Source organism: Nocardiopsis sp. Huas11 (assembly GCF_003634495.1).
Taxonomy (GTDB): Bacteria; Actinomycetota; Actinomycetes; order Streptosporangiales; family Streptosporangiaceae; genus Nocardiopsis.
Genome location: NZ_RBKY01000001.1, coordinates 2,035,284 through 2,057,131, shown reverse-complemented (window position 1 = coordinate 2,057,131; position 21,848 = coordinate 2,035,284). Strand labels below are relative to the sequence as shown.

At 70.2% G+C, this 21,848-nt stretch carries 21 protein-coding genes and 1 pseudogene; 15 read left to right on the top strand and 7 right to left on the bottom strand.

All coding sequences use genetic code 11. The annotated features are described in order from the left end of the window. Nucleotides 1-32: 32 nt before the first annotated feature. The 4 genes and pseudogenes from DFP74_RS09130 (at nt 33) to DFP74_RS09120 (ending at nt 3,220) form a co-directional block, all read left to right on the top strand. Nucleotides 33-635: a TetR/AcrR family transcriptional regulator gene (locus tag DFP74_RS09130; protein ID WP_121181289.1), complete on the top strand. Its 603-nt coding sequence runs from the start codon at nt 33-35 to the stop codon at nt 633-635. A 75-nt stretch (nt 636-710) separates the two neighbouring features. Beyond that, nucleotides 711-935 (top strand): annotated as a pseudogene (locus tag DFP74_RS34255) (SAM-dependent methyltransferase); the annotation flags it as partial. Nucleotides 936-984: 49 nt separating this feature from the next. Next, a complete protein-coding gene (locus DFP74_RS34250) occupies nt 985-1,380 on the top strand; it encodes a cyclopropane-fatty-acyl-phospholipid synthase family protein (protein WP_233570890.1) in 396 nt (131 codons plus the stop codon). Nucleotides 1,381-1,567: 187 nt separating this feature from the next. Then, the gene (locus DFP74_RS09120) at nt 1,568-3,220 is read left to right on the top strand and encodes an amidohydrolase family protein (protein WP_121181288.1); all 1,653 of its coding nucleotides are present in this window, start codon (nt 1,568-1,570) and stop codon (nt 3,218-3,220) included. A gap of 21 nt (nt 3,221-3,241) precedes the next feature. Here DFP74_RS09120 and DFP74_RS09115 read toward each other — a convergent pair whose 3' ends face one another. Next, the gene (locus DFP74_RS09115) at nt 3,242-3,559 is read right to left on the bottom strand and encodes a hypothetical protein (RefSeq protein ID WP_121181287.1); all 318 of its coding nucleotides are present in this window, start codon (nt 3,557-3,559) and stop codon (nt 3,242-3,244) included. A gap of 206 nt (nt 3,560-3,765) precedes the next feature. Between DFP74_RS09115 and DFP74_RS09110 the strand changes: the two genes are divergently transcribed. Next, nucleotides 3,766-4,056 carry a DUF6412 domain-containing protein gene (locus DFP74_RS09110; protein WP_121181286.1) on the top strand — a complete coding sequence of 97 codons (291 nt, stop codon included), beginning with the start codon at nt 3,766-3,768 and terminating at the stop codon, nt 4,054-4,056. Nucleotides 4,057-4,378: 322 nt separating this feature from the next. Beyond that, the gene (locus DFP74_RS09105; RefSeq protein WP_121181285.1) at nt 4,379-5,098 is read left to right on the top strand and encodes a membrane protein insertase YidC; all 720 of its coding nucleotides are present in this window, start codon (nt 4,379-4,381) and stop codon (nt 5,096-5,098) included. Between the two features lie 177 nt (nt 5,099-5,275). On the opposite strand, the gene DFP74_RS09100 is transcribed toward DFP74_RS09105, so the two are convergent. The 3 genes from DFP74_RS09100 to DFP74_RS09090 all read right to left on the bottom strand — a co-directional run bounded on the left by DFP74_RS09100 (nt 5,276) and on the right by DFP74_RS09090 (nt 7,186). Further along, nucleotides 5,276-5,890, bottom strand: a complete 615-nt coding sequence (locus DFP74_RS09100) for a superoxide dismutase family protein (RefSeq protein ID WP_121181284.1) — start codon at nt 5,888-5,890, stop codon at nt 5,276-5,278. A 63-nt stretch (nt 5,891-5,953) separates the two neighbouring features. Continuing rightward, nucleotides 5,954-6,493 carry a DUF3291 domain-containing protein gene (locus DFP74_RS09095; protein WP_121188144.1) on the bottom strand — a complete coding sequence of 180 codons (540 nt, stop codon included), beginning with the start codon at nt 6,491-6,493 and terminating at the stop codon, nt 5,954-5,956. A gap of 33 nt (nt 6,494-6,526) precedes the next feature. Further along, nucleotides 6,527-7,186, bottom strand: a complete 660-nt coding sequence (locus DFP74_RS09090) for a metalloregulator ArsR/SmtB family transcription factor (protein WP_121181283.1) — start codon at nt 7,184-7,186, stop codon at nt 6,527-6,529. Between the two features lie 143 nt (nt 7,187-7,329). Here DFP74_RS09090 and DFP74_RS09085 point away from each other — a divergent pair, with 143 nt between their 5' ends. The 3 genes from DFP74_RS09085 (at nt 7,330) to DFP74_RS09075 (ending at nt 11,665) form a co-directional block, all read left to right on the top strand. Then, nucleotides 7,330-8,910, top strand: coding sequence for a DASS family sodium-coupled anion symporter (locus DFP74_RS09085; RefSeq protein ID WP_370013360.1), 1,581 nt, complete (start codon nt 7,330-7,332; stop codon nt 8,908-8,910). A gap of 359 nt (nt 8,911-9,269) precedes the next feature. Further along, nucleotides 9,270-9,890, top strand: coding sequence for a YigZ family protein (locus DFP74_RS09080; protein ID WP_121181282.1), 621 nt, complete (start codon nt 9,270-9,272; stop codon nt 9,888-9,890). Between the two features lie 116 nt (nt 9,891-10,006). Beyond that, nucleotides 10,007-11,665 carry a PQQ-binding-like beta-propeller repeat protein gene (locus tag DFP74_RS09075; protein ID WP_121181281.1) on the top strand — a complete coding sequence of 553 codons (1,659 nt, stop codon included), beginning with the start codon at nt 10,007-10,009 and terminating at the stop codon, nt 11,663-11,665. Nucleotides 11,666-11,707: 42 nt separating this feature from the next. Here DFP74_RS09075 and DFP74_RS09070 read toward each other — a convergent pair whose 3' ends face one another. Both DFP74_RS09070 and DFP74_RS09065 read right to left on the bottom strand, forming a co-directional pair. Continuing rightward, nucleotides 11,708-12,400, bottom strand: coding sequence for a hypothetical protein (locus tag DFP74_RS09070; protein ID WP_121181280.1), 693 nt, complete (start codon nt 12,398-12,400; stop codon nt 11,708-11,710). A 5-nt stretch (nt 12,401-12,405) separates the two neighbouring features. Beyond that, nucleotides 12,406-13,758 carry a hypothetical protein gene (locus tag DFP74_RS09065; protein WP_121181279.1) on the bottom strand — a complete coding sequence of 451 codons (1,353 nt, stop codon included), beginning with the start codon at nt 13,756-13,758 and terminating at the stop codon, nt 12,406-12,408. A gap of 296 nt (nt 13,759-14,054) precedes the next feature. Here DFP74_RS09065 and DFP74_RS09060 point away from each other — a divergent pair, with 296 nt between their 5' ends. The 6 genes from DFP74_RS09060 to DFP74_RS09035 all read left to right on the top strand — a co-directional run bounded on the left by DFP74_RS09060 (nt 14,055) and on the right by DFP74_RS09035 (nt 19,720). Then, entirely contained in the window at nt 14,055-14,333 is a 279-nt protein-coding gene (locus DFP74_RS09060; protein ID WP_121181278.1) for a hypothetical protein, read from the top strand. 309 nt (nt 14,334-14,642) lie between these two features. Continuing rightward, nucleotides 14,643-16,841 carry a protein kinase gene (locus DFP74_RS09055; RefSeq protein WP_121181277.1) on the top strand — a complete coding sequence of 733 codons (2,199 nt, stop codon included), beginning with the start codon at nt 14,643-14,645 and terminating at the stop codon, nt 16,839-16,841. A gap of 415 nt (nt 16,842-17,256) precedes the next feature. After that, a complete protein-coding gene (locus DFP74_RS09050) occupies nt 17,257-17,721 on the top strand; it encodes a hypothetical protein (protein WP_121181276.1) in 465 nt (154 codons plus the stop codon). Nucleotides 17,722-17,785: 64 nt separating this feature from the next. Continuing rightward, nucleotides 17,786-18,262, top strand: a complete 477-nt coding sequence (locus tag DFP74_RS09045) for a hypothetical protein (protein ID WP_121181275.1) — start codon at nt 17,786-17,788, stop codon at nt 18,260-18,262. Between the two features lie 70 nt (nt 18,263-18,332). Continuing rightward, nucleotides 18,333-19,214: a hypothetical protein gene (locus DFP74_RS09040; RefSeq protein ID WP_147453846.1), complete on the top strand. Its 882-nt coding sequence runs from the start codon at nt 18,333-18,335 to the stop codon at nt 19,212-19,214. Between the two features lie 110 nt (nt 19,215-19,324). Continuing rightward, nucleotides 19,325-19,720, top strand: coding sequence for a hypothetical protein (locus tag DFP74_RS09035; protein WP_147453845.1), 396 nt, complete (start codon nt 19,325-19,327; stop codon nt 19,718-19,720). Nucleotides 19,721-19,844: 124 nt separating this feature from the next. Here DFP74_RS09035 and DFP74_RS09030 read toward each other — a convergent pair whose 3' ends face one another. Next, nucleotides 19,845-21,599, bottom strand: coding sequence for an NAD+ synthase (locus DFP74_RS09030; protein ID WP_199725566.1), 1,755 nt, complete (start codon nt 21,597-21,599; stop codon nt 19,845-19,847). Nucleotides 21,600-21,848: the final 249 nt, after the last annotated feature.

Sequence of the window (21,848 nt, the reverse complement as noted above, 5' to 3'; positions counted from 1 at the left end):
AAGCCAGATCATGGCCGTCGAGGGGTGTTCAGATGGACCGTCCGGAGCGAACCGGAGGCGACGCGGTGCCCACACGCGGCCGTGCTGTGACGCGCGCCCGCATTCTGGCCAGCGCGAAGGAGCTGTTCACCGAAGAGGGCTACGGTGCGGTCTCCTCGCGCAAGATCGCCTCGCACGCGGGGGTGAACGTCGCGCTCATCAATCGCTACTTCGGCGCCAAGAGCGGACTGTTGGCCGAGATCCTGCGTGAGGACGGCGTCTTCCCCGGCCTGATCGACGGGGACCCCGCCACCCTCAGCCGCCGCCTGGCCGAGCACGCCGTCAGCCGCCTGTACGGCGAGGGCACCCCGCTGCAGCGGGCGCTGGACGACTCCGCGGGGGACCCCGACCTGCAGGCCGTCTACCAGGGCCGCCTCAAGACCGCCATGCTCGACCCCCTGACCGCCTACCTGGGCCGGGAGGACGCCTCCGTCCACGCCTCCCTGGTGGCGGCGGTCCTGCTGGGCCTGACCAGGGTCCGCCTCATCGAGGGCGGGACGGCCCTGCGCGCTCACGAGCGCGCCCAGCTCACCGACCGGATCGAGGCCATGCTCGACCTGTGCCTGTCCGAGTTCGACGACCCCGACGAGGACTGACCGTTTTGCCGTTCCGGCAAGGCGACTCGCCGAAACGGGCCGGCGCGGGAAGAGTGGTGCGCGGAGGTGGTCGAGATGCACCACGAGAACACCGAGTCCGCCGCGCACGGCCTGCCCGAGGAGATGGGCGCGGACTTCTGGAACGAGCGCTACCGCACCAAGGACCGGATCTGGAGCGGCAGGCCCAACCGTCAGCTGGTGGCGGAGGCGTCGGACCTGGCACCCGGCCGCGCCCTGGACGTGGGCAGCGGAGAGGGCGCCGACAGTGTCTGGCTGGCCGAACGTGGCTGGCGGGTGACCGCGGTCGACATCTCCACCGTGGCCCTGGAGCGGGCCGAGGCCCACGCCCGTGAGCGGGGGGGACGCGGTCGCCGACCGGATCACCTGGCAGCAGGCCGACCTGACCCGGTGGACGCCGCCCGCGGCCTCCTTCGACCTCGTGTCCGCCCAGTTCATGCACCTGCGCCCGGAGCCCATGGCCCGGCTGTTCGGCGCGCTCGCCGACGCGGTGGCGCCCGGCGGCCACCTGCTGGTCGTGGGCCACCACCCGTCCGATGTGGACGACCACGTACCGAGGCCCTCGGACCGGGAGATGTTCTACACCGCCGAGGACCTCGTCGCCCTGCTGCCGGACTCGGGCTGGTCCGTGGTCGTCGGCGACGCCCGCCTGAACTCCCAGACCATCGAGGGCAAGGTCTACGAGGTGCGCGACACGGTGCTGCGCGTGCGCCGCGACCCGTCCTGACACCGTCGGCCCGGGCACCGGCCCGGACCGGCGGTCCCTTCTCCCGGGCGGGACGCGGCCGGCGCGCGGTCGAGGCGGAGGGACGGCGCAGCCGCGGCCGACCTCGCCGAAGCCCTGTGCGGGATCGGTCCACGGCGTATCTTGGGTCACACCGAATGCGGCCCGTCGCGGCCCGAACGGAGGAACCGTGCAGTCCGAGACCGTACTCACCGGCGGCCGCGTGGTGGACGGCACCGGTGGCCCCGCCCGCCAGGCCGACCTCGTCCTACGGGACGGCCGCGTCAGCCACATCACTCCGCCCGGCGGCGCCTGCGGCACCGGCGAGACCGTCGACGTCGGGGGACTGGTCGTGGCTCCCGGTTTCATCGACATGCACGCCCACTCCGACCTCGCGATCCTCGCCGACCCCGCGCACGAGGCCAAGACCCTGCAGGGCGTCACGCTGGAGGTCCTCGGCCAGGACGGCCTGGGCTACGCGCCGGTCACCGACGGCACGGTGGACGAGATCCGCACCCAGATCGCGGCCTGGAACGGCACCCCCGACCTCGACCACTCCTGGCGCGGCGTCGGGGAGTACCTCGACCGGATCGACGAGGGCGCCGCCGTCAACGCCGCCTGCCTCGTCCCCCACGGCAACGTGCGCATGGCGGTGGTGGGCGGCCAGGACCGGCCGCCCACGGAGGCCGAGTCCGCCCGCATGCGCGCGATGGTCGCCCAGGGCATGGCCGAGGGCGCGCTCGGGCTGTCCACGGGGCTGACCTACACGCCCGGGATGTACGCGACCGACGACGAGATCGTCGACCTCCTGGGGCCGGTGCGCGCCGGGGGCGGCTACTACTGCCCCCACCACCGCAACTACGGCTCCCGCGTCGTGGAGTCCTACCAGGAGTGCCTGGACGTCGCGCGCCGCGCCCACGTCCCCCTCCACCTGGCGCACTGCCACGTCAACTTTCCCATCAACCGCGGACGCGCGCCCGAGGTGCTCGACGCCATCGACGAGGCCACGGTCCGCTACGGGCTCGACGTCACGCTGGACAGCTATCCCTACCAGGCCAGCGCCACCTACCTGGGCGCGCCGCTGCCCAGTTGGGCCCAGGCGGGCGGCACCGCCGCCACCCTGGAACGGCTGCGGGACGGTCCCACGCGAGCGCGGGTGCTGCACGAGGTCGAGGTCGAGGGGACCGACGGCAACCACGGCGTGCCGATGGACTGGTCCGCGATCGTGGTCACCGGGGTGGCCGATCCGGCGCTGTCCTGGGCGGTGGGGTCCTCCATCGCCGACCTCGCGAAGAGCCGGGGGCAGGAGCCCGGCCACGTCTACGCCGACCTGCTCGTCGCGGACGAGCTGCGCTCGGGGTGCCTGCTCCAGGTCGGCAACGAGGAGAACATCCGCACCATCATGCGGCACAGCTCCCACACGGCGGGCAGCGACGGCATCCTCGTCGGCGACCGGCCGCATCCGCGCGGGTGGGGGACCTTCCCCCGCTACCTCGGGCACTACGTGCGCGAGTTGGGCGTCCTGTCCCTGGAGGAGTGCGTCCGGCACCTCACCTCCCGGCCGGCGCGCCGCCTGGGACTGACCGACCGGGGGGTCGTCCACCTCGGCGCGATCGCCGATCTGGTGGTCTTCGACCCCGACACGGTCGCCGCCGGGGCGACCTACGACGAGCCGCGCCGCGCCCCGGTGGGCATCGAGCACGTCCTGGTGTCGGGTGAGTTCACGGTCCGGGACGGCCGGCGGACGGACCGCCTTCCAGGGCGCTCGATCCGGTCGGGGAACCCGGCCCGCCTGGCGCGCTCGGACCGGTCGGCCCGAGCGGTGCGCCGCACCGACGGCTGACCCGGGCCCGCCCTCGGCCCGTCAGCCGATGACGATGGCTCCGGCCAGGACCGGGTCGGCGAAGGACACGGTCCCGTGGCCGGAGGCGAGGGCGCGACTGCCCTGGCAGCTGGTGCCGGCGAAGAGGGCGAACTTGATCCTGGCCTCGGTGGCGACCTCGGTGACGCCGCCCTGACCGGTCTCCAGCGGGCGGCAGCCGCCGTTGTTCACGGTCTGCTGGTGGCCGGACTCGAAGGTGATCCGAACCGTGGCGGTCTCGTCCCCCTTGCGCGACAGACCGGAGATCGCTCCGGCGATCGTGGCGGACATGGTCGCGAGGTTGGCAGGGCGAATCGGCACGGGGTTCCCCTCTTCCGCCGTCCCCGTCCGGACAGGACTGAATCCGGAGAGAACGGAGTTGATTACTCTGTGTCATTTAGCTACAGGTCGACGCGAAAGGAGAGGAGGGGCGGCGGAGTGTCGGCGGATTTCTCGGAGCAGGGTCCGTTGTCGGGTGGTGGAGCCGCGGTTAGGATCGGGGAGACCGAGCCGAGAGGGGGACCGCCGTGACGCTGTTGCTCGCGTTCGCCGAGTTCCTCCTCCTGGGCGCCCTCCCGACGGAACTGGTGGCCACGCCCTCGTCCCTCGGTCTGCTGGCGCTCGCCATCGGCGCGGCCCTGGCCTGGACGGTGCTCTTCGGCGCCCGTGCGGTGCCCACCGGCGACACCGCGACCGGGACGGCGCACGCGATGCGCCGCAGGTCCCGGCGGCTGCCCGTCATCACCCTGTGCGATCCCGACGCGGCGGGCCGACCACGCCCCCGCGCACCCGGCGCGGCCCAGGCCGTGTACTTCTGAAGGCTTTCGGATGAGCTCGCGCTCGTCTGGCCATCTCTCGCAAGACGACGTGCGAAGTTCAGCCGGCTCGTGCCGCACGAGCGCGGAGGCACAGCGAGAGACAGCCTGGCGATCGCGAGTCCGGAATGCTTCGGAGAACACGGCCTAGGGGCGTGCCCGGTCACCGACCCCGCGCAGCGGGGCGGTTCTCCAGCGCACATGCCCCACGGGCCGCCTGACCGAGCACACTCCCGTGTCCTCTCGCGTGTGTCCGCGCGCCTTCGCGCGCGCGGTCCGGGCGGCCCGTCGTCTGTTCCCGGTTCCACGGACGAAGGGCCTCACCTTGTACAGCTTCGGGCCGATCGCGGCCGCCATGTCCCTGCTCTCCACCCTCCTGTCGGGCCTCGCCGCCTGGCTCACACCGTTCACCGCAGGCCTGTCGTTCGGCCTCGCGGTGGTGCTCCTGACCGTCGCCGTCCGCCTGGTGCTCGTCCCGCTGGGGGTGGCCCAGGTGCGCGCCGAGAAGGCGCGGGCGCGGATCGCCCCCCGGCTGGCGGAGCTCACCGCCCAGCACCGGAAGGACCCGAAGCGGCTGGTCGCCGAACAGCGCAAGGCCTATGAGGAGGCGGGCACCTCGCCGGCGGCCGGGTGCATGCCAGGGCTACTGCAGATGCCCGTGGTCATCGCCCTGTACGGGGTGTTCATCGGGGCCGGGGGAGTCGACGAGCCGCTGCTCACGCACACCTTCGCCGGTGTCGAGCTGGGCGCCACGATGCTGGGCGGCGCGGACGGGCTCCTGGTGGCACCGGTGTTCGCGGTGCTCGTGGGGCTGATCGCGCTGGTGGCGTGGGCCAACCGCCGCTACCTGATGCTGCCGATGATGCGCGCCGGCGCGGCGGCCGCCGAGGGACGGCCGCCGGTCCCGCACGTGCTGACCTATCTGCAGTTCGGCACGGTGGTGGTGGCCCTCTTCGTGCCGCTGGCCGCGGTCCTGTACCTGCTGACCTCGACGTCCTGGGCCCTGGGCGAGCGGCTGGTCCTGCGCCGGATCCTGCCCGACTGAGCCCGGGGACGCCGGGCTGGGTCGGGCAGGGCAGGTCCCGGCCGTGGGCTGGACCGCTGGGTGCGGTCGGCCGGGTCGCGGCCGTGGGCTGGACCGCTGGGTGCGGTCGGCCGGGTCCGGTCCGACCGTGCCCCGGTGCTGGTGGGCACCGGGGCGGCCTGATCGAGGGGCCGGGGATCAGAACTCGACGGTGACGCACGCCAGGCGGTCGCCGGCCGTGCCCGCCTCGCCGTGTTCGGTGCTGGTGTGGTGGTCGTGGAGGACGAGCGAGCGGGCCTCGCCCTCGCGGAAGGTCCAGTCGACCGTGGCCGTGGCGACGGCGTTGCCGTCGGCGTCGGTGGTGAAGTCCAACCACACCTCGTTCTCGGGGTTGGCGTAGGCGGGGTCCGCCGACGGCTCGTCCTCGGTCGCGGCCGGGTCGGGCTCGTCCTGGTAGTGCGGGCCGGCGTCGGAGGGGTCCTCACCGCACGGCTGGGTGTGCACGTGGGCGCCGAAGTCGCGGTCGCCCTCCAGACCGGTGCCGGTGAACTGGACGCCGGTCTCCTCGGCCTCCACCCGCACCTGGACGTCGGCTGTGGCGCCCACCGGCACGGCGGTCTCGTCGTAGGTGACGGCGCCCGCTCCTTCGTCCCACTCCATGAAGATGGACGCCGTCACCGCGGGCGAGGTGGTCGGCTGGACGGACTGCTCGGAGGGGGCCTTGACGTCCTCGTCGGTGCTGTCCGCCTGCGAGCATCCCGTCGCGAGGATCGTGGTGAGGGCCAAGCCGACGGTGAGCGTGGTGGTGCGCATGACGGGTCTCCCGGTGTGGTCGCTGTCCTGCCCGCAACGTTACCCAAGGCGCCCGATGGATAACTATGCGTGCTGGTGATGGCTCGTCGGGGGCGGGAAGGGGGTGCGAAGGGTGAAGGCCTCGGGGGAGGGGCCGATCTCACGCAACAGGTCGAGCTTCCTTCCGGCCTCCTCGACAGTGGGGATCGTACCGGCGGGAATCCACCACAGCGCCAACAGGACCCCGTCCATGCGCTCGAACCACGTGCGCCGCCGGCGGAGCAGGTCGAGGTGCTCGCTCCGGTACGTGAAGTCCCACAGCGCCTCCACGTCCCGCCAGACCGAGAAGTTGACGATGGTGCTCGGGCCGAACGGCCGGAGCGCGGTGGCGTCGGCCTCGCCCTCCTCGATCAGTCGCCAGACGAAGCCGGGGGCGTGGTCGGCGAGGGCGTTGATCGGCTCCAACTGGTCGGTGAAGCCCTTCATGGAGGGGTCGTCGAGCTCGGCCTTGAGCAGCCCGAGGTTGATCTGCGCGAGGTGGTGGGCCGCCTCGGCGCCGGAGGCCGCGGGGGAGGAGGGCTCGGAGGGGGAGGGGGCGGCGGAGCCAGGGGTGGGTGTGCTCATGGGGACGAGCACACCACAGCGGAGGCTTCTAAGTCAATGTTCATTGTTTTTAGAAACCGTGACACAGCAACGGCCCTCGGACGGGTCCATGCGGGCCCGCTCCCCGTCCTCGCCCCGGCCCTCCAGCACGCCCCGCAGGAGTTCGAGATTGAGGCCGCAGGCCAGCGGGGGAAAGGCCCGGGCCAGCGAGTGGAACGGGCAGTTGCGCAGGCGGAGGGCCCCGTCCGCGGGCTCCGGTTCGTACCCGCGGTCCCGGAGCAGGTCCGGCAGCGCGGCCTCGGAGGGCGCCGCCGCGCCGATCCTGCGCCCCTCCTCGCGGGCGGCGGCGTGCAGCGCGTCCTCCGCGCCGTGCCGCTCGACGGCTTCGGCCAGCACACGCGCGGCCAGCTCGTAGTCGCGGGGCGGCAGGTGCAGGGAGAGCTCGCGGCTCGCGCGCCGGTACAGCTTCGCCGGGCGCCCCGACCCCGGGCCCTGGCGGCCGTTCACCCTGCGCCGGGTGACCTCCAGCAGCCCCGCCTCGGCGAGCTTGTCCAGGTGGTGCGCGGCCAGCGTCCGCTGGAGGCCGAGGGCGCCCGCGGCCTCCCCGCGGCTGACGTCGTCATCGGCCGCCGCCACGTACTCGTAGAGCCGCCGGCGCACCGGATCGGCGAGGGTGTGGGCGGCGTGCGCGGCGTCGATCGAGGCGTGGTCCATGCCCCCATTGTGCGCGCGCCCGTCCCCGGGGCAGCCCTCTCCGGACACTTCATGCCGAGGGGGCCGAACGTGTGTACCACGGGGCGGTTGGGCGCGAAGGGAACGGAGAAGATGTAACAGATGTCACATCGAAAGGTTGTTCTGTGAGTACCGATCACTCTCCCGGCCCCGTCGAGAGCCCACCGTCCGCCCACGACCCCGACGCGGGCGAGGCGCGCTCGACCGTGGTCCGCAAACTGACCGGCCTCGTCGCCGGCGTGGTCGCGGGCCTGGCCGTCTACTTCCTCATGCCGGCGGTCAACCTGCCCGTCGACGCCGACGGGACCATGGTCCCCGAGGGCGACCCGTCCACGAACGCCGCCATGGTGGCCGCGGTGGCCACCATCATGGCCGTGTGGTGGATGACCGAGGCGCTCCCCCTGGCCGCCACGGCCCTGCTCCCCCTCGTCCTGTTCCCGGTGCTCCTGGAGAACACCGAGATCGGGGACGTCACAGCCCCCTACGCCAACGACATCATCTTCCTGTTCATGGGCGGGTTCATCATCGCCCTGGCCATGCAGCGGTGGAACCTGCACAGGCGCTTCGCGCTGACGATCATCGGCGCGGTCGGCACCGGGCCGGTCACGATCATCGGCGGGTTCATGCTCGCGACCGGCGTGCTGAGCATGTGGGTCTCGAACACGGCCACGACCATGATGATGCTGCCGATCGGTGTGGCCGTGATCGGACTGGTCACCCAGTTCAGGAAGGGCCGGACGGACGCCAACTTCGCCACGGCGCTCATGCTCGGCATCGCCTACGCCGCCTCGATCGGGTCGGTCTCCACCCTCATCGGGACGCCGCCCAACGCGTTCATGGCGGGGTACCTGTCCAGCGCGCACGGCATCGACGTGGGCTTCGGGCAGTGGATGATCGTCGGCGCCCCCCTGGCCGCCGTGTTCCTCGTCGTCTGCTGGCTGGTGCTCACCAAGGTCGTCTACCCGCCCTCCTCCGACGGCATCGGCGAGGCGCGCTCCCACATCCGCCAGGAACTGCGGGACATGGGCCCGCTCTCCCGCGGCGAGTGGACGGTGCTCGCGGTGTTCGTCCTGACCGCACTGGCCTGGATCACCATCCCGCTGCTCGCGGACACCGAGACCGTCGGCGCGGCGCTGCCCTGGCTGGGGAGCATCACCGACGGTGGAATCGCGATCGCCGCCGCGATCCTGCTGTTCCTCATCCCCGTCGACAACGCGCGGGGCATCCGCGCCATCGACTGGGAGACCGCCGTCAAGCTGCCGTGGGGCGTCCTGCTGCTGTTCGGCGGCGGCCTGAGCCTCTCCGCCCAGTTCGGCGCGAGCGGCCTGAGCCTGTGGATCGGTGACCTGGTCGGAGAGCTGGCCGGTGTGCCGGGGTGGGTGTTCATCCTCATCGTCACGGCACTGGTGCTGCTGCTCACCGAGCTCACGAGCAACACCGCCACCGCCTCGATCTTCGTGCCGGTGATGGCGGGCGTGGCCCTGGGCCTGGGCCTGCCGGTCATGACGCTGGTCGTGCCGGTCGCGCTGGCCGCCACCATGGCGTTCATGCTGCCGGTCGCCACGCCGCCCAACGCGATCGTCTTCGGCACCGGACACGTCCGGATCGGCCAGATGGTCAAGGCGGGAGCCCTGCTCAACATCCTCGCGGTGGTCTTCATCGTGCTGACGATGTACACGACCGTGCTGTGGGTCTTCGGCCTCTGACGGTCCCCGCCGTGCCCGCGTGCGCACGCCCGGCCCCGCCGCTCCGGGACAACCCCACCCCGGAGCGGCGGGCGGTCGGTGCTCGCGCGGTCAGCGCGTCGGCGCCGTGCCGAGATGGGTCAGCTGGGCGCGGAGACGATCGGTGGCCTGCCGAGGAGAGTCCGGACTCGGGACCGGACACCAGAGGGCGGGACGCTCCCCGTCGGAATCACCGGAGCCAGAACCGGGCTGAGTTGGACTCCGTGCTGAAATACATCCAGCTGCAGAGACGCAGGACGGTGACGGGGGCCGTCGATCGGTGGGGCCGTGGGTGGGAGTGGGAGACTGGCGGGGACCACGACACCTGCTGAACAGGCGACATGCGAACGATCAGACGCGGCGGCGAGCACGAGTTGGAGATCAAGCGCTCCAGGTTCATCTGCGCGCTGGCCCGGGTGGACGACGAGGAGGCCGCGCGGGCCTTCATCGCCGAACGCCGCAAGGAGCACTGGAACGCCAACCACAACTGCACCGCCTACGTCCTCGGTGACGACGGCGGGGTCCAGCGGTCCAGCGATGACGGCGAGCCCGGTGGGACCGCCGGGGTGCCCATGCTGGAGGTGCTGCGGCACCGTCGGCTGACCGACACGGTCGCCGTGGTCACCCGCTACTTCGGCGGGGTCAAGCTCGGTGCCGGCGGACTCATCCGCGCCTACGGCAACGCCGTCTCCGCGGCCGTGGACGAGGTCGGCGTGCTGGAGCGCCGGGAACTGCTCGTCGTGGACGTGTTCGCCGACTACGTGCTCGGCGGGCGGTTGGAGAGCGACCTGCGCGGCTCCGACGTGACCGTGCGCGAGGTCGCCTACGAGGAGCGGGTGCGGATCGAGGTCGCGCTCTCCGAAGCCGACCTTCCCGACTTCGAGATCCGCCTGGCCGAGATCACCGGTGGACGGGCGGAACACCAGGTCCAGGGCACCACGGTCGTCGAAGTGGAGCCGTGACGCAGCGGGCAACGACGTTTACACATGCGTAACGAGTAGTCGGACGTGTGTACCCGGGTTCGCCCCGCCGCTTAGGATTTGCCGTAAACGTCGTCGTTCGCGGGGAGTCACCGTCCATGCGCAGCCCAGGAGTGCCCCAGGCGTTCACCTGTGGCCTCGTGATGCTGCTGGTCGTCGGTTGCACCGGCGACACGGAGGATCCGGAGCCCCAGCCGGAGGACGAACCGGCCCCCATCCCCACCGAGTTCGAGGGGGACCCGCCGCCCGGGATCGAGGGCGAGCTCCTGCGCTACCTGCACGGTGAGGGCGCCGAGGCCCCCGACATCCTCAACGACCCCATGGGTGTGCGGATCAGCCCCGTCGGGGCGGCCTTCCTCATCAGTTCCGACGGTGAGGACCGCCACCTGCTCCACGACGCCGCCACCGGCGAGACCCTCTGGGAGGACGAGGCGCGCTTCCGCGGGTTCGCCGAGGACCGGGACGGCGAACGGGTCATGCTCATGGCCGACACCGACGACGTGCCCTTCGTCCTGGACGCACGGGGCGAGCGGGTGTGGTCGCCGGAGGAGACGGGCGACACCTACCTCGACGGCGTCGTGGTGCGCTATCCCGACGAGTGGAGCTTCGACGAGCCCGACGGCGAGTACACCGTGCTCGACGCCGGCGGCGACGTGCTGTGGGAGTACGAGTTCACGCACGGCGACGCGGACGAGGACGAGACCTCCGAAGAGGACGCCCCCGAGGACGAGCCCTCCGAGGACACGGGCACTGAGGACGAGGGCACCGACGCCGACACGGACTCGGCGGACGACGAGCCCGGAACCGGTGTACCCGTCGCGGCTCGCGAGGACCTGCTGCTGCTCTCCGACGGCGGCGCCGGACTCCAGGCCCGCTCGCTGGACCCCGACTCCGGCTCCGAAGCCATGGGCGAGGAGCTGTGGGCGGTCTCCGGCCACGACGAGGACCTCGGACTGCCCGCCTCCGGACCCCTGCCCGCGCCCCAGGTCGTCGGTGTGTACCCCGCCATCGAGGACCCGGACGAGGAGGGCGACGGCGACGAGGGCGACACGGGCGCCTCCGACGACGCCTCGGACTCGGATTCGGCCTCCGGTTCCGACGGCTCCGGGAGTGACGCAGACGGTGAGGGTTCCGAGGAGAGCGGCGAGCAGTCCGCCTCCGACTCGGCCTCCGGCTCCGACGCGGACCCCGACGCCGACAGCGACCAGGTCGTCCTGCTGCGCTGGGCGCTGGCCGAGTCCCCGTCGACGCTGTCCGCCCACGACGCCGACAGCGGCGAGCTGCTCTGGACGCTGCGGGAGCCGGGCACCAATCCGGTCGGCCGGCCGTTCGATCCGGCCGGGCTCACCGGCAGCCTCCACGACGCCGCCACCGGAACCCTCATGCTGCCCCAGGCCAGCGGTGAGGCGACGGCGATCGCGGTGGACACGGCCACCGGCGAGGTGCTGTGGACGCTGGAAGACGACGACGTGTCCATCTCGCTGGCCTTCGCCCACGACGGCATGTTCTACGGGGACATCCGCACCAACGACGACCAGGACGAGCAGCTGGTGCTGGACGCCCTCACGATGGACACGGTGAGCGACGAGCTGACGTCGTACGTGGAGGCGGTCACCGAGAGCGGGCACGCGGTCCTCGTGCAGGACCGGCAGCGCTTCGTGTACGGCCCGCCCCCGCAGGAGGGCACCGACGACACCGACGCTTCGGCGGACCCCGAGGACGACCCCTCCGCGGACCCGACCGAAGAGCCCACCTGACCCGGACAACCGCATCGGGGACGGCCGCGCCGTCCGTTCGGGCTACCGTGCCCCTCTTCTGGTCGGCCTCCTGCCCAGCGTCGTGGCCCCCTCCGGTGTCAGGCCCGGCCTGAGGGCCCTCCGGGACTTCGGTCGCGCGCCCTGGAGGGCCGCACGCACCGTCTTTCCGCGCCCGCGCAAGGTCTCCTTGAGGATCTGGGCGTCGACCGCGTCCAGGTCCCGGCGTACCGGCTTGAAGCGACCGTCGAGGCCGACGTGGTCAAGGACCTCGGCGAGGGTCTCGCGGGCCCGGGCCCAGTCGCCCCGCCCGCTCTGGGCCTTCCCGATCTCCCAGCGGATGGTCCACAGCAGCCGCTCGCCCGCGTCCACCTCCCACTGGAGCGAGGGGACCGTCGGTAGGAGCCGCCGCAGACGGTCGGTCGTCCGGCTCCGAGCTTCGGCCGCGTCGGCCAGGAGAACCTCCGCCGCCGCGTGGTCACGCCGGTCCAGTGCCGCGAGTCCTCGGCGGCGCAGGGCGGTGGGCACCAGGTCGCCGGCCCGCACGACGAACATGCGGGAGGGCCCGGAACGCTCCTTGAGCAGACGCGCCTCCTGGACCGAGAGGAAACGCTCCACCCGCGCCGCGAGCCGCGCGTGGTCGGCCGTGACGTCCAGGGCCGAGCGCTCCAGTGCCCGGAGCTCCGCCATGGGGTCGGTGCCGTTCACGGGCGGCTCGGCGGAACGCGGATCCGGCACTGGGCTCACCTGCCCGAGCGGTGGACCCGAGGAGCGTCGTTCAACGCCTTGCGGCGTGTGGCCGCCCCGTGCTGTGTTCCGCCCCTTCGGACCCGGCCCACGGCGCCCTTCAGCCCGCGCTGGGAGTTCGTGTACAGCCGCGGTGGCAGCTGGTCCGCGGTGCGCCGCGCGTCCTTACCCGCCTCCATGGCGCTGCGCTCCAGGGACTTCATGGCCGCTTCGTACAGATCCTTGGGAACGGGCGGGGTACTTCTGCGCCGGGACGCCAGGTATCTGAGGGCATCGCCCAGACGGCCGTGGTCGGCCTTCCTCCTCGCGCTCTGGGCGACAGCGTAGGCCTTGGCGTAGATCTCCGGCGTTCGAAGGTTGTACTCCGATCTGAGGTTGTCGACGTAGGCGCGCGCGGCCTCGATCGTCTTAGGGTCGCTGTGCCCGTACATCCGGACCGACGTGAGGTAGACGCTCTCCCGGAGCGGTTCGGCCGGGATCACGGCGCCCCGTCGTTCGCGCAGTTCGGCGAGTGCCGTCCGGTTACGGAGGAAGTGGGGGCCGGGTTCCTGGCCGGCCAACCGGAAGTCGATCTCCTTGGCTAGGATCTCCGCGTTCGCGGGCTTCCCGTCCCGGAGGTGCTGTTCGAGTGTCTGGGAGAGTTCCTCCGTGCTTCGGAAGTTCGGTCTGCGGACTCCGTCCGTGCTCTGGCCGCCCTGGAAGAATTCGACCGCCTCAAGGGTGAGACGCTCTCGCTCGGCGGCGAGGTTGTTCGCCGCGTCGGTGGACCGCGCCTGTGCGAGCCGCTGTTCCGCGTACGATCGCGCTTCCAATCGGGAGATCGATTCCTGACAGGACCGGGCCGACTCGGAGCGGCGCCCGGGCCCGGCCTCGAACCGCTGGAGCGCCACCTTGTACACCTGAAGGGCGTCACCGGGCCGGTCGGCCCGTTCGAGCAGTCCCGCGACCGTCCGCTCGACCTCCGCGCGCTGGGCGCGGGTCTCCACACTCACGGTGTCGTGGTGCAGCTTCGCGCGTTCGGCGTGGACGGCCGCCGCCGCGAGGAAGTCGCCGCGGCCCACCAGGACGTCGGCGACCGCCTGAAGATCACGGGGCTCGTGAGGGTTGAAGCGATAGACCCCCCGCTTCGCGTGCTCGCGCGACCGCGCCGCGTACCGATGGGTGCCCTTCCAGGCGTCGAACGCCTTCTGGAAGAGGTCCGAGGGGATCGCTGAGAAGGAGACCTGAGCGCCGGTCGCGTCCGGGGCGGACATGACGCCGTCGAGTCGTTCCGCGTACCCGGACGCGAGTGCGTCGAGCGCCGTGCGGTGTGGATCGGTGGTCTCGGGCTGCGGATGAGCTTCCTGCATGGGGGGTCCAATCCGTCCGGTCCATCCGGGGGGAGTCCGGGCTGGGGGGAGCCCCGACCGCCTGATGTGTGGATGATAGCGGCGGGAACGGAGGCGGTCTCCCCCTGTCGGTTCACCGCGCTCTGGGGTCGTCCGACCGTGCCACCGCCCCGCTCCGGCCCTGAGTCCGCGGTTCGTCGGCCCTCGCGGTCGCCACGTGTCCTTCCCTGCTGTGGGCCGCTCCGCTACCCTTCCAGCACCGCGCGGCGGGTCGCCGGTCCGGGCCCTCGCGTGAGCTACGAGAGAGAGGTGCCCAGGTGAAGGACCCGGACAAGGTCGGTCTGAGGGGCGTCATCAAGGCGTTGAGGGAGTCCAACGACACGCAGAAGGAGGGCAGGCTCAGCACGTCCAGTCTGGGTGCCACGGACGCGGGAGCCGCTTTCAGACGATCACGGGCCTCCCGGCGGGGAGGCGACGCCGGGTCGTTCATGGCCGACGCGGCGAAGCAGCAGAAGGAGGACCGCCGGAAGGGCGGTCTGCTCGCACATGCTCGCAGGTCGCAGGAAAGCCTGAAGAAGAAGCCCCCTACGGCCTGACCCCGCCGTTCGCCGGCCCTGCCCCCGCCCGACGGTGCCGGATAGCACACCCGACACGGGAGAAGGCGTCATCCCCAACCGGATCGGAGCGCTGGGCCGCGAACTTCTCCGGCGCCCGGAGCATCAGGATCGACGGTGGCACGTCGGACGTGAAGCTTGTGTCGTCGTACCCTCCACTCCGTGCGGAGCGGCGAGAGACTCCGGTCGACGGTCCGGCACGCGGCGTAGGCGCCACCTCGTACTGTGGGGCGGGCCGCATCGGCCATGGGAACGGGCGTCCTCGCGGGGCCCTGGGGCAGGAGGCACAGCATGCGGAGCAACAGCCGTCGTGAGTCGGCGCGGTCGCCGGTTCCGGACACACACTCCCTGACCACGCTGTACTGCGGTGCCGCCGCGACGCTGTACCAGGGAGAGCGCGAGTCGGACGGCGCCCCCGTGGTGGTCAAGCTCCTGGAGCGGTCCCCGGAACTGAACCGCAGGACCGAGCACGACCTGTGGGACGCGCTCTCCGCCAGTCCAGGGGTCCAGCCGCTGCTGCGGGCCGGGACCACGGACGAGGGTCGCCCGTACCTGCTGATGGAGCACAGCCCGGACGGCAGCTACCAGGATCTCCTGGAACGCGACGACCCGCTGTCCGTGGAGGAGGTCGCCGGTGTGGGCGTGGCCGTGGCCGAGGCCCTGGCCGCTGTGCACGACATGGAGATGCTGCACCACGCGGTGACCCCGGCCAACATCCTTAGGACGCCGTCCGGCCCCGCCCTCATCGACTTCGGCTCGGCACTGCCGTTGGGCCACCCCTTCCCCCCGGTGTACTACTCGCGGGCCACGCTGCGGCACGCTCCGCCGGAGGAACTCCGGGGGCAGGACCCCCGGCCCGCGTCGGACGTCTACCGGCTCGCTTCCACCCTGTGGACCCTCCTGGAAGGGCGTGCTCCGTTCGACGACGCCGACGGGGCCGTCAGCGTGGGGGAGTACAGGAACCGCGTGCTCACGGCCCCCGTACCCGCACTGTCCCGCGAGGACGTGCCGGAGTGGTTGGCGTCGGCCCTGCGGCGGGCGATGGACAAGGACCCGCAGCTTCGGCCCCGGAGCGCGTCGGAATTCGCGCGGGAGTTGCGCCTGGAGTCGGCTCCGGTCTCCCAGGGCCGCGGGCCGGATGCGGAGGCGGATACCGAGCCGGAGCCTGCGGCGGAACCGGAGCCGGACACAGGACCTGGGCCCGATGCGGCCATGGCCGTAGCCGAGGAGGAGCCTGAACCCGAGGAGGGCGCGGACGACGCCTGGTGGGAGGACGCGGCTACCGAATCCGGGACCGTGCCGACGCCGGTGCTCGGGCGGCGCGGATCCTTCGAGGACACGGCGGACGACCCCTGGTGGGAGGACCTGGACGCGACCGAGTCCGTCGCCGGAACGGAGTCCGCCTGGTGGGAGGAGCCCGGGACCACCGACCCCGACGTCGTGCCGCGCACGGAGCCCGAGGACCGTGACGGGGTCGGGGAGTCCGACGCCTCCGAGCAAGCCGACGAGATCGGGACGGAAGCGGTTTCACAGCCGATCTCCGCCGTCCGGGGGTTCAGAGGGCTGCCGGACGCCGATTCCGGGTCCGACCGTGACGAGGACTCCGATTCCGACGGCTCTGGTGCCGAGGACGCCGATCCCGCAGGGGAGCGGGCCACTTCCCCGTCCGGTGCCACGGCGGTTCCCGCCGTCCCCGTCTCGTCCATGGCCTCCCTCGCTCCCGCGCCGCCCGAAGCGCCCACGGCCTTCCCCTCCTCCAGCTCCGGGGGTACGCCGCCCGCTCCGGAGCCGCGGCACGAGAGCCGAGCCGACATGACCGGGCCCACCACCCCAGCGCGGACCCCGTCGTATGGCCCCCCTCAGGCGACTCCGCGCTTCGCCGAGTATTCCCGTCCCGCCACCCCCTACCCTCCACGCCCGGAGCGGCGGGAACCGGAGCCGGTCGACGACTGGATGTACAGGGACGACCTCTCCGGCTCCGACCCCGAACCGCGCCGGAGCCGGATCCCGGCGGGTGTGCTCACCGCGGCCGGGATCGTGCTGGTCGTCGTCACACTCGTCCTGGGCGGTTTCGTGGCCCTGCGTTCCTTCTCCGGCACGGGGGAGGACCCGTCCGGCGCGGCCCAGGGCGAGCAGGACCCGAACGGCGAGTCACAGGACCGGAATGGCCAGGAGGGACAGGCGGGGCAGGAGGACGGTTCCGGGACTGGAGCCGTGACCGACCTGGCCCCCACGGAGGTGGAGTTGAGCGACGAGTCGTTCAGCGTGTCCCTGACCTGGACGGACAACTCCGGCGGAGAGACACCGCACGTCGTGGTGGGCGGCCCCGTGGGCGCGGCGTCCACCACGATGGCCGACGTCGAGAGCGGCACCGCGACGGTGGAGATCAGCGGACTCAACGCCGAGGTCGACTACTGCTTCCGAGTCGTCGCGGTGCGGTCCGCCGACGTCCTCGCCCCGTCGAGCGAGGTCTGCACCGACCGCGGCTGACACCTGCGGCCCTGCTCAGCTCCGGCGTTCGGCACCCACGTGAGATGGCATCTGACCAGCGGTGACATGGCTTCTTCGGCGTGCCCTACCGGACATGAGAAACCATTGGCCCCAAAGTGCGACAAAATCTCTGGCCAGCACTATGATGTACGCCATCCTGGTGTTTTACCGTGTGTTCAGTCAGGGTTCCCGCGAGAGAAACGGTGCCTTGGCTCGACCGACCCTCTCCCCTCCTCACCTCCTCCGAAGCGAGTCACCATGTCGAGCGTCAACATCAAGAGCCTCTCACCCCAGGGTGGCGGGCGAGGGCAGGGACTCTCCTGGAAACGACTGATCAGCAGCGGCGGATCCTTCCCGGTGCGGTCGGCGAAGCGCGATCAGGTCACGAACCGATAAGAAGACCGGGAGCCGCATCTTGCAGGTTATTTTCGATGCTTTCCAGTCCATCGCCAGCACGCTGATCTATGGGAGCGTTCTGGGGAGTGCCGTCGGGCAACTGGTGGCGGCTTCACGGATGATGAAGCTGAACAAACTCCATCTGGTGGACCATGAGGAAGGGCACGTCGCGAAGAAGATGGAGCTCAAGGCGCAGGAGGAGCACCTCGACAACAAGATGACGGACAACGTGGTAGCCGATTTGTTCGAGATCATGACGAGGGGCAAGGCAGAATCGGCCGAGACCGTGCAGAGGTCAATCGAATCCAATGGCCGGATTCTGGGGGTGCTTCGCAATGACCCGGTTCTCGGAGATCTGATGAAGAGAACTCTGCAGGCACATGGAGGCGCCTCCACCGAGGCCGCTCGGAGCCTCGGAGTGAACTCGGACAACAGGCCTCTGCTGCCGGACCCGCCGGGAAGCAGGGGCAAGGCCCTCCAGTAGTCGTCTCCGGGGAAATCATGGCGGAGCTTCGCCATGGTGGGTGAAATAGTTGTGGAGGGCTGAGATGGTCTATGTGTTCGTACTTGTCGCCGTGCTTTACTTTGCGCGCATCATGATCACGGTGGCCATGGCCAGGAAGGGCGTCTATCGCATGAAGTTCTCTCCTGGTTTTTCCATAATGATGCATGAGGCGAAGGAGTCGGAGGGCAGAGGTGTACTCCTGGCCAACGCCAGAAATTCTGTGCAGATGAAGAACAACGTCCTCGACGAGGTCGCGTCCCTCATGCCGGCTGGAACGCAGGGCGAGGGCAAAATCATCGATGATACCGGCAGAGAGCTGCCCGATCTATCGAACGGGTTGGCCCAGTTCGATCACCGTATATCGTTCACCATGTCCGAGGTTCGTGCGGCGCTGTCCGCCAGGACCTCGCCTGATACCGGGTCCGGTGCGGGCGATGCGCCGGTTGCGAAGGTCAGCATCACTCAATGTGGGATCGCAGGGGCTCTCGTGATGCTCATTCTGGTCTACCTGGTCATATGAATCAAGGTATGAACTATATCTGCGAAAGTTCGATATGAATCTACTCGCCCTGAGCATTGCATTCGCGGCCATGTTCACTATCTTGGGTTTTGTCGGACTCAGGGTGGCCGCGGCCCTGAAGCCGAGAGTCGAGGAGATGCAGCATACTCTCGAGGAGAACAGGGAGATCCGTCGGATCAGGGGCTATGCCGCAGCGGTGAAATCGAACACCGCCCGGTGGAACCAACAAGTCGCCTTCGACAAACAAATCGCTTTCCAGTATGAGAGGGGACATCGGCTCACCACCTACTCCCAGGACGCGATCGACATGCTGCTGAACCCGCAGACACGAATCTTCGTCGACTACCTGGGCAGGTGGAAGGGGTATGGGGCGACCGACCAGAGCTTCTGGGACATGATGGATCCGCGCACGAAGGTCACTATCAGGCCTATCAAGGGCAATCGTCTTCCTAAATTCCTTCCCGGCCACAAGCCGCAGATGACGGAGGAAGCCGCTGCGCGCCTGACGTGGGCCGTGGAGGCCTTCCGAGACAACCTCTGGACCATCAACAACAGTGTTGTGGAGTCATTTAAATTCGATGATGTGAGCCGGGATATCTCCGTCGTGGACGCCTTGAAGAGCGGTGCCTACGTCAGAAATGACGAGAGGTGGAAGTTCGACTCCTGGGCGAATGAGGCGTACCGTCCGTATCCGCAGACCAAGGACGACCTCGTTGTGAACAACGCCATGTCGGCTTCGATGTACATCCTGACGGCCCAGGCGGGCAACGGGCACAATGTCAAACTGCCCAAGGATGAGCGGAAGATTTTTTCGGAAGAGCTCAAGATCCGCGAGAAATCCGATGCCGCGACGATCAGGGCAACGGACACCAAGAACCGCCATATATCGGCACGAAGGTGGGACGGGTTCTCGTCCCGCAACGGGGAGACCCCGAAGAAGGGCCTGGGGTGACTTTTGCGTCTACAGAGCGGATGTATCGGCCGGGTCGGGGGTAGAAGAGTTCAATGTACCAGCAAGTTGTAGCCTACGTTTTCTTCGCTGTCGCTGCCTATATCGTGGTCATGTCCTATTCGAGAATGCGCCAGGGCGGCCTCTTCGCCTCTGGCCTGGCGATAAGGACGGAACAGGACAGGAAGAAGCAGGACATCGCCTACGCCATGCTCAGGGAGCGGGTGGAGGTGGTCGATCGCAAGCAGCAGGTCGTGGATTCCATGGTCGCGGGTCAAGACGGGCCCGCGAAACGGGACCAGCTCCAGCGACTGGACGGCCTTCTCGAGGCCCAGGCCGCGAAGACGGCACAGGAGTACGAGCGGATCGACCGCGAGACCGACGAACGCATGAGGGAGCACCGCCGGTGGCGACGCCTCTCCCTGGTATTCGACTCCGTCCTGATCGCGCTGTCCGTCGTCGCCATGGTCTCGATCCTCGTCATGGACCTCGGCGCCTGGCCCCGGTGACGCCGGACCACATGTCCCGGGAGTGCCGCACCTTGCTCGAACCATACGTCGCGGAGTGGCTGCCCTAGCGGCGGACGCCGCCCGAGCAGCCACTCGCGCACCACGCTCCACTCCGGCTACGGCCTCAGGCCAACCAGCGGTTGGTGATGGGAAGTCGCCGGTCGCTGCCCAGGTTGCGCTTGCTGATCTTGGGCCCCGGCGGGTAGGGCCGGCGCTTGTGCTCGGCCCGGTCGACCATGCGCAGCACGTGTGCGACCAGGCCCGGGTCGAAGCCCGCGGCGGTCAGCGCCGCACCGCCCTGGTCGGTGCCGATGTAGGCGTCCAGCAGACCGTCCAGCATCTCGTACCTCGGCGGCTCCGGGGCGTCCGGCGCGGCCGCGTCCCACTCCCCGAGCGGGTTGCGGGTGATGGAGCGCTCCGGGATCGGCGGGTACCGGCCCTCGCCGGCGTCCTGGGCATTGCGCCAGCGGGCGAGCTCCCACACCAGGGTCTTCCAGCAGTCCTTGATGGGCGCGTACGCCCCCAGGGCGTCCCCGTAGTGGGTGCACATGCCGGTCGCCAGCTCGGTCTTGTTGCCCGAGGCGAGCACGAGGTGGCCCTCGTCCTGGGAGAGGGCCATGAGGAGGGCGCCGCGGGCCTGCGCCAGCAGGTTGCGCCGCCCCCGGCCGTCCACGGCGATCGCCGACTCGAACGCTTCGAACAACTGGCCCACGGGGTAGAGCCGACGGGTCAGGCCCTGGCGTTTGATCAGCTCCTCGGCGTCGTCGCGCGCCGCCTCACTCGTGTCGGGTCCGGGCATGACCAGGGCGTGCACGTTCTCCGGCCCCACGGCGTCCGCGGCGATCGTCGCGGTCAGGGCCGAGTCGGCGCCTCCGGAGACTCCGGCGACGACCGACGTGAAGCCGTTCTTGCGGACGTGGTCGCGCATGCCCGTGACGAGGGCCGTGTACACCTCTCCGATGTCGCTCATCGGGTCGCGGCGCGGGGTCAGCACCGGGGGTCGCGACTCGTAGGGCGCGACGGGCTCCTCGGAGACCGTGTACCGGATGATCCGGAATCCGTTCGTGCGCTCCAGCCGGTCCGTGCCGGTCCGGGCCCGGGGCAGGCGCAGGTCGGTGCTCAGCAGCGCCTCCTCGAACTGGGGTGCGCGCGCGATGAGGTCGCCGTCGGCGTCGACGATCAGGGAGTCGCCCTCGAAGACCAGGTCGTCCTGGCCGCCTGCCATGTTGACGTAGGCGATGGTGGCGCCGATCTCGCGCGCACGGCGCTGGCACAGCGCGAGACGGACGTCGTCCTTGTGGCGTTCGTACGGCGATCCGTTGAGGGTGACGAGCATGCCGACCCCGGCCGCCGCCGCGGCGGCCACCGGACCGCCGTCCTGCCAGAGGTCCTCGCAGATGGCGAACGCGATGTCGACCCCGTGCAGGCGCAGCACCGGGAGGGTGTCGCCGGGGACGAAGTACCGGAACTCGTCGAAGACCCCGTAGTTCGGCAGGTGGTGCTTGGCCGACACGAGGCGGATCCGCCCCTGGTGCAGGACCGCGACCGAGTTCTGCGGTGCGCCGGAGGGCTGTCCGAACCGCGGTCCTTGGCCCTCCCTGCGACTGAGGAATCCGACGACCACCGGAAGGTGGCCGAGGCCCTCGGCGGAAAGCCGTTCAGCGAGGGCGTGAGTTGCTTTAGTGGATGCGGATACGAAAGCGTCCCGCAGGGCGAGATCCTCGACCGAGTATCCCGTGACGACCATCTCGGGGAAAACAGCGAGATGGGCTCCAGCGTCGCTCGCCTGATGAGCGTGAGCGACGACGCTGTCGCAGTTACCTTCCAGATCACCCACGGTCGGGTTGGTCTGGGCCAGAGCTATACGGATTTGTACCACGGCGGCGAGCGTAGCGAACTAGTTAACACGCTGGCAACATGTCTCATTTTTATAACATCGAAAATCGCGAGAGTTGCTCAATGTGTGCGAATGGTTGTCCAGAGTCATCGCTTCAACCTTGATGTGAGTGATCCGCGTCACGTTGGAATTCGGTCCCGGAAACGGTGCGGCCGACGCGCGGGTGATCCGTACCGTACGGACGTGCGGGATGCCCTCTGCGGGGGAAAGGCCAGTCCAGTGCGGTACGCG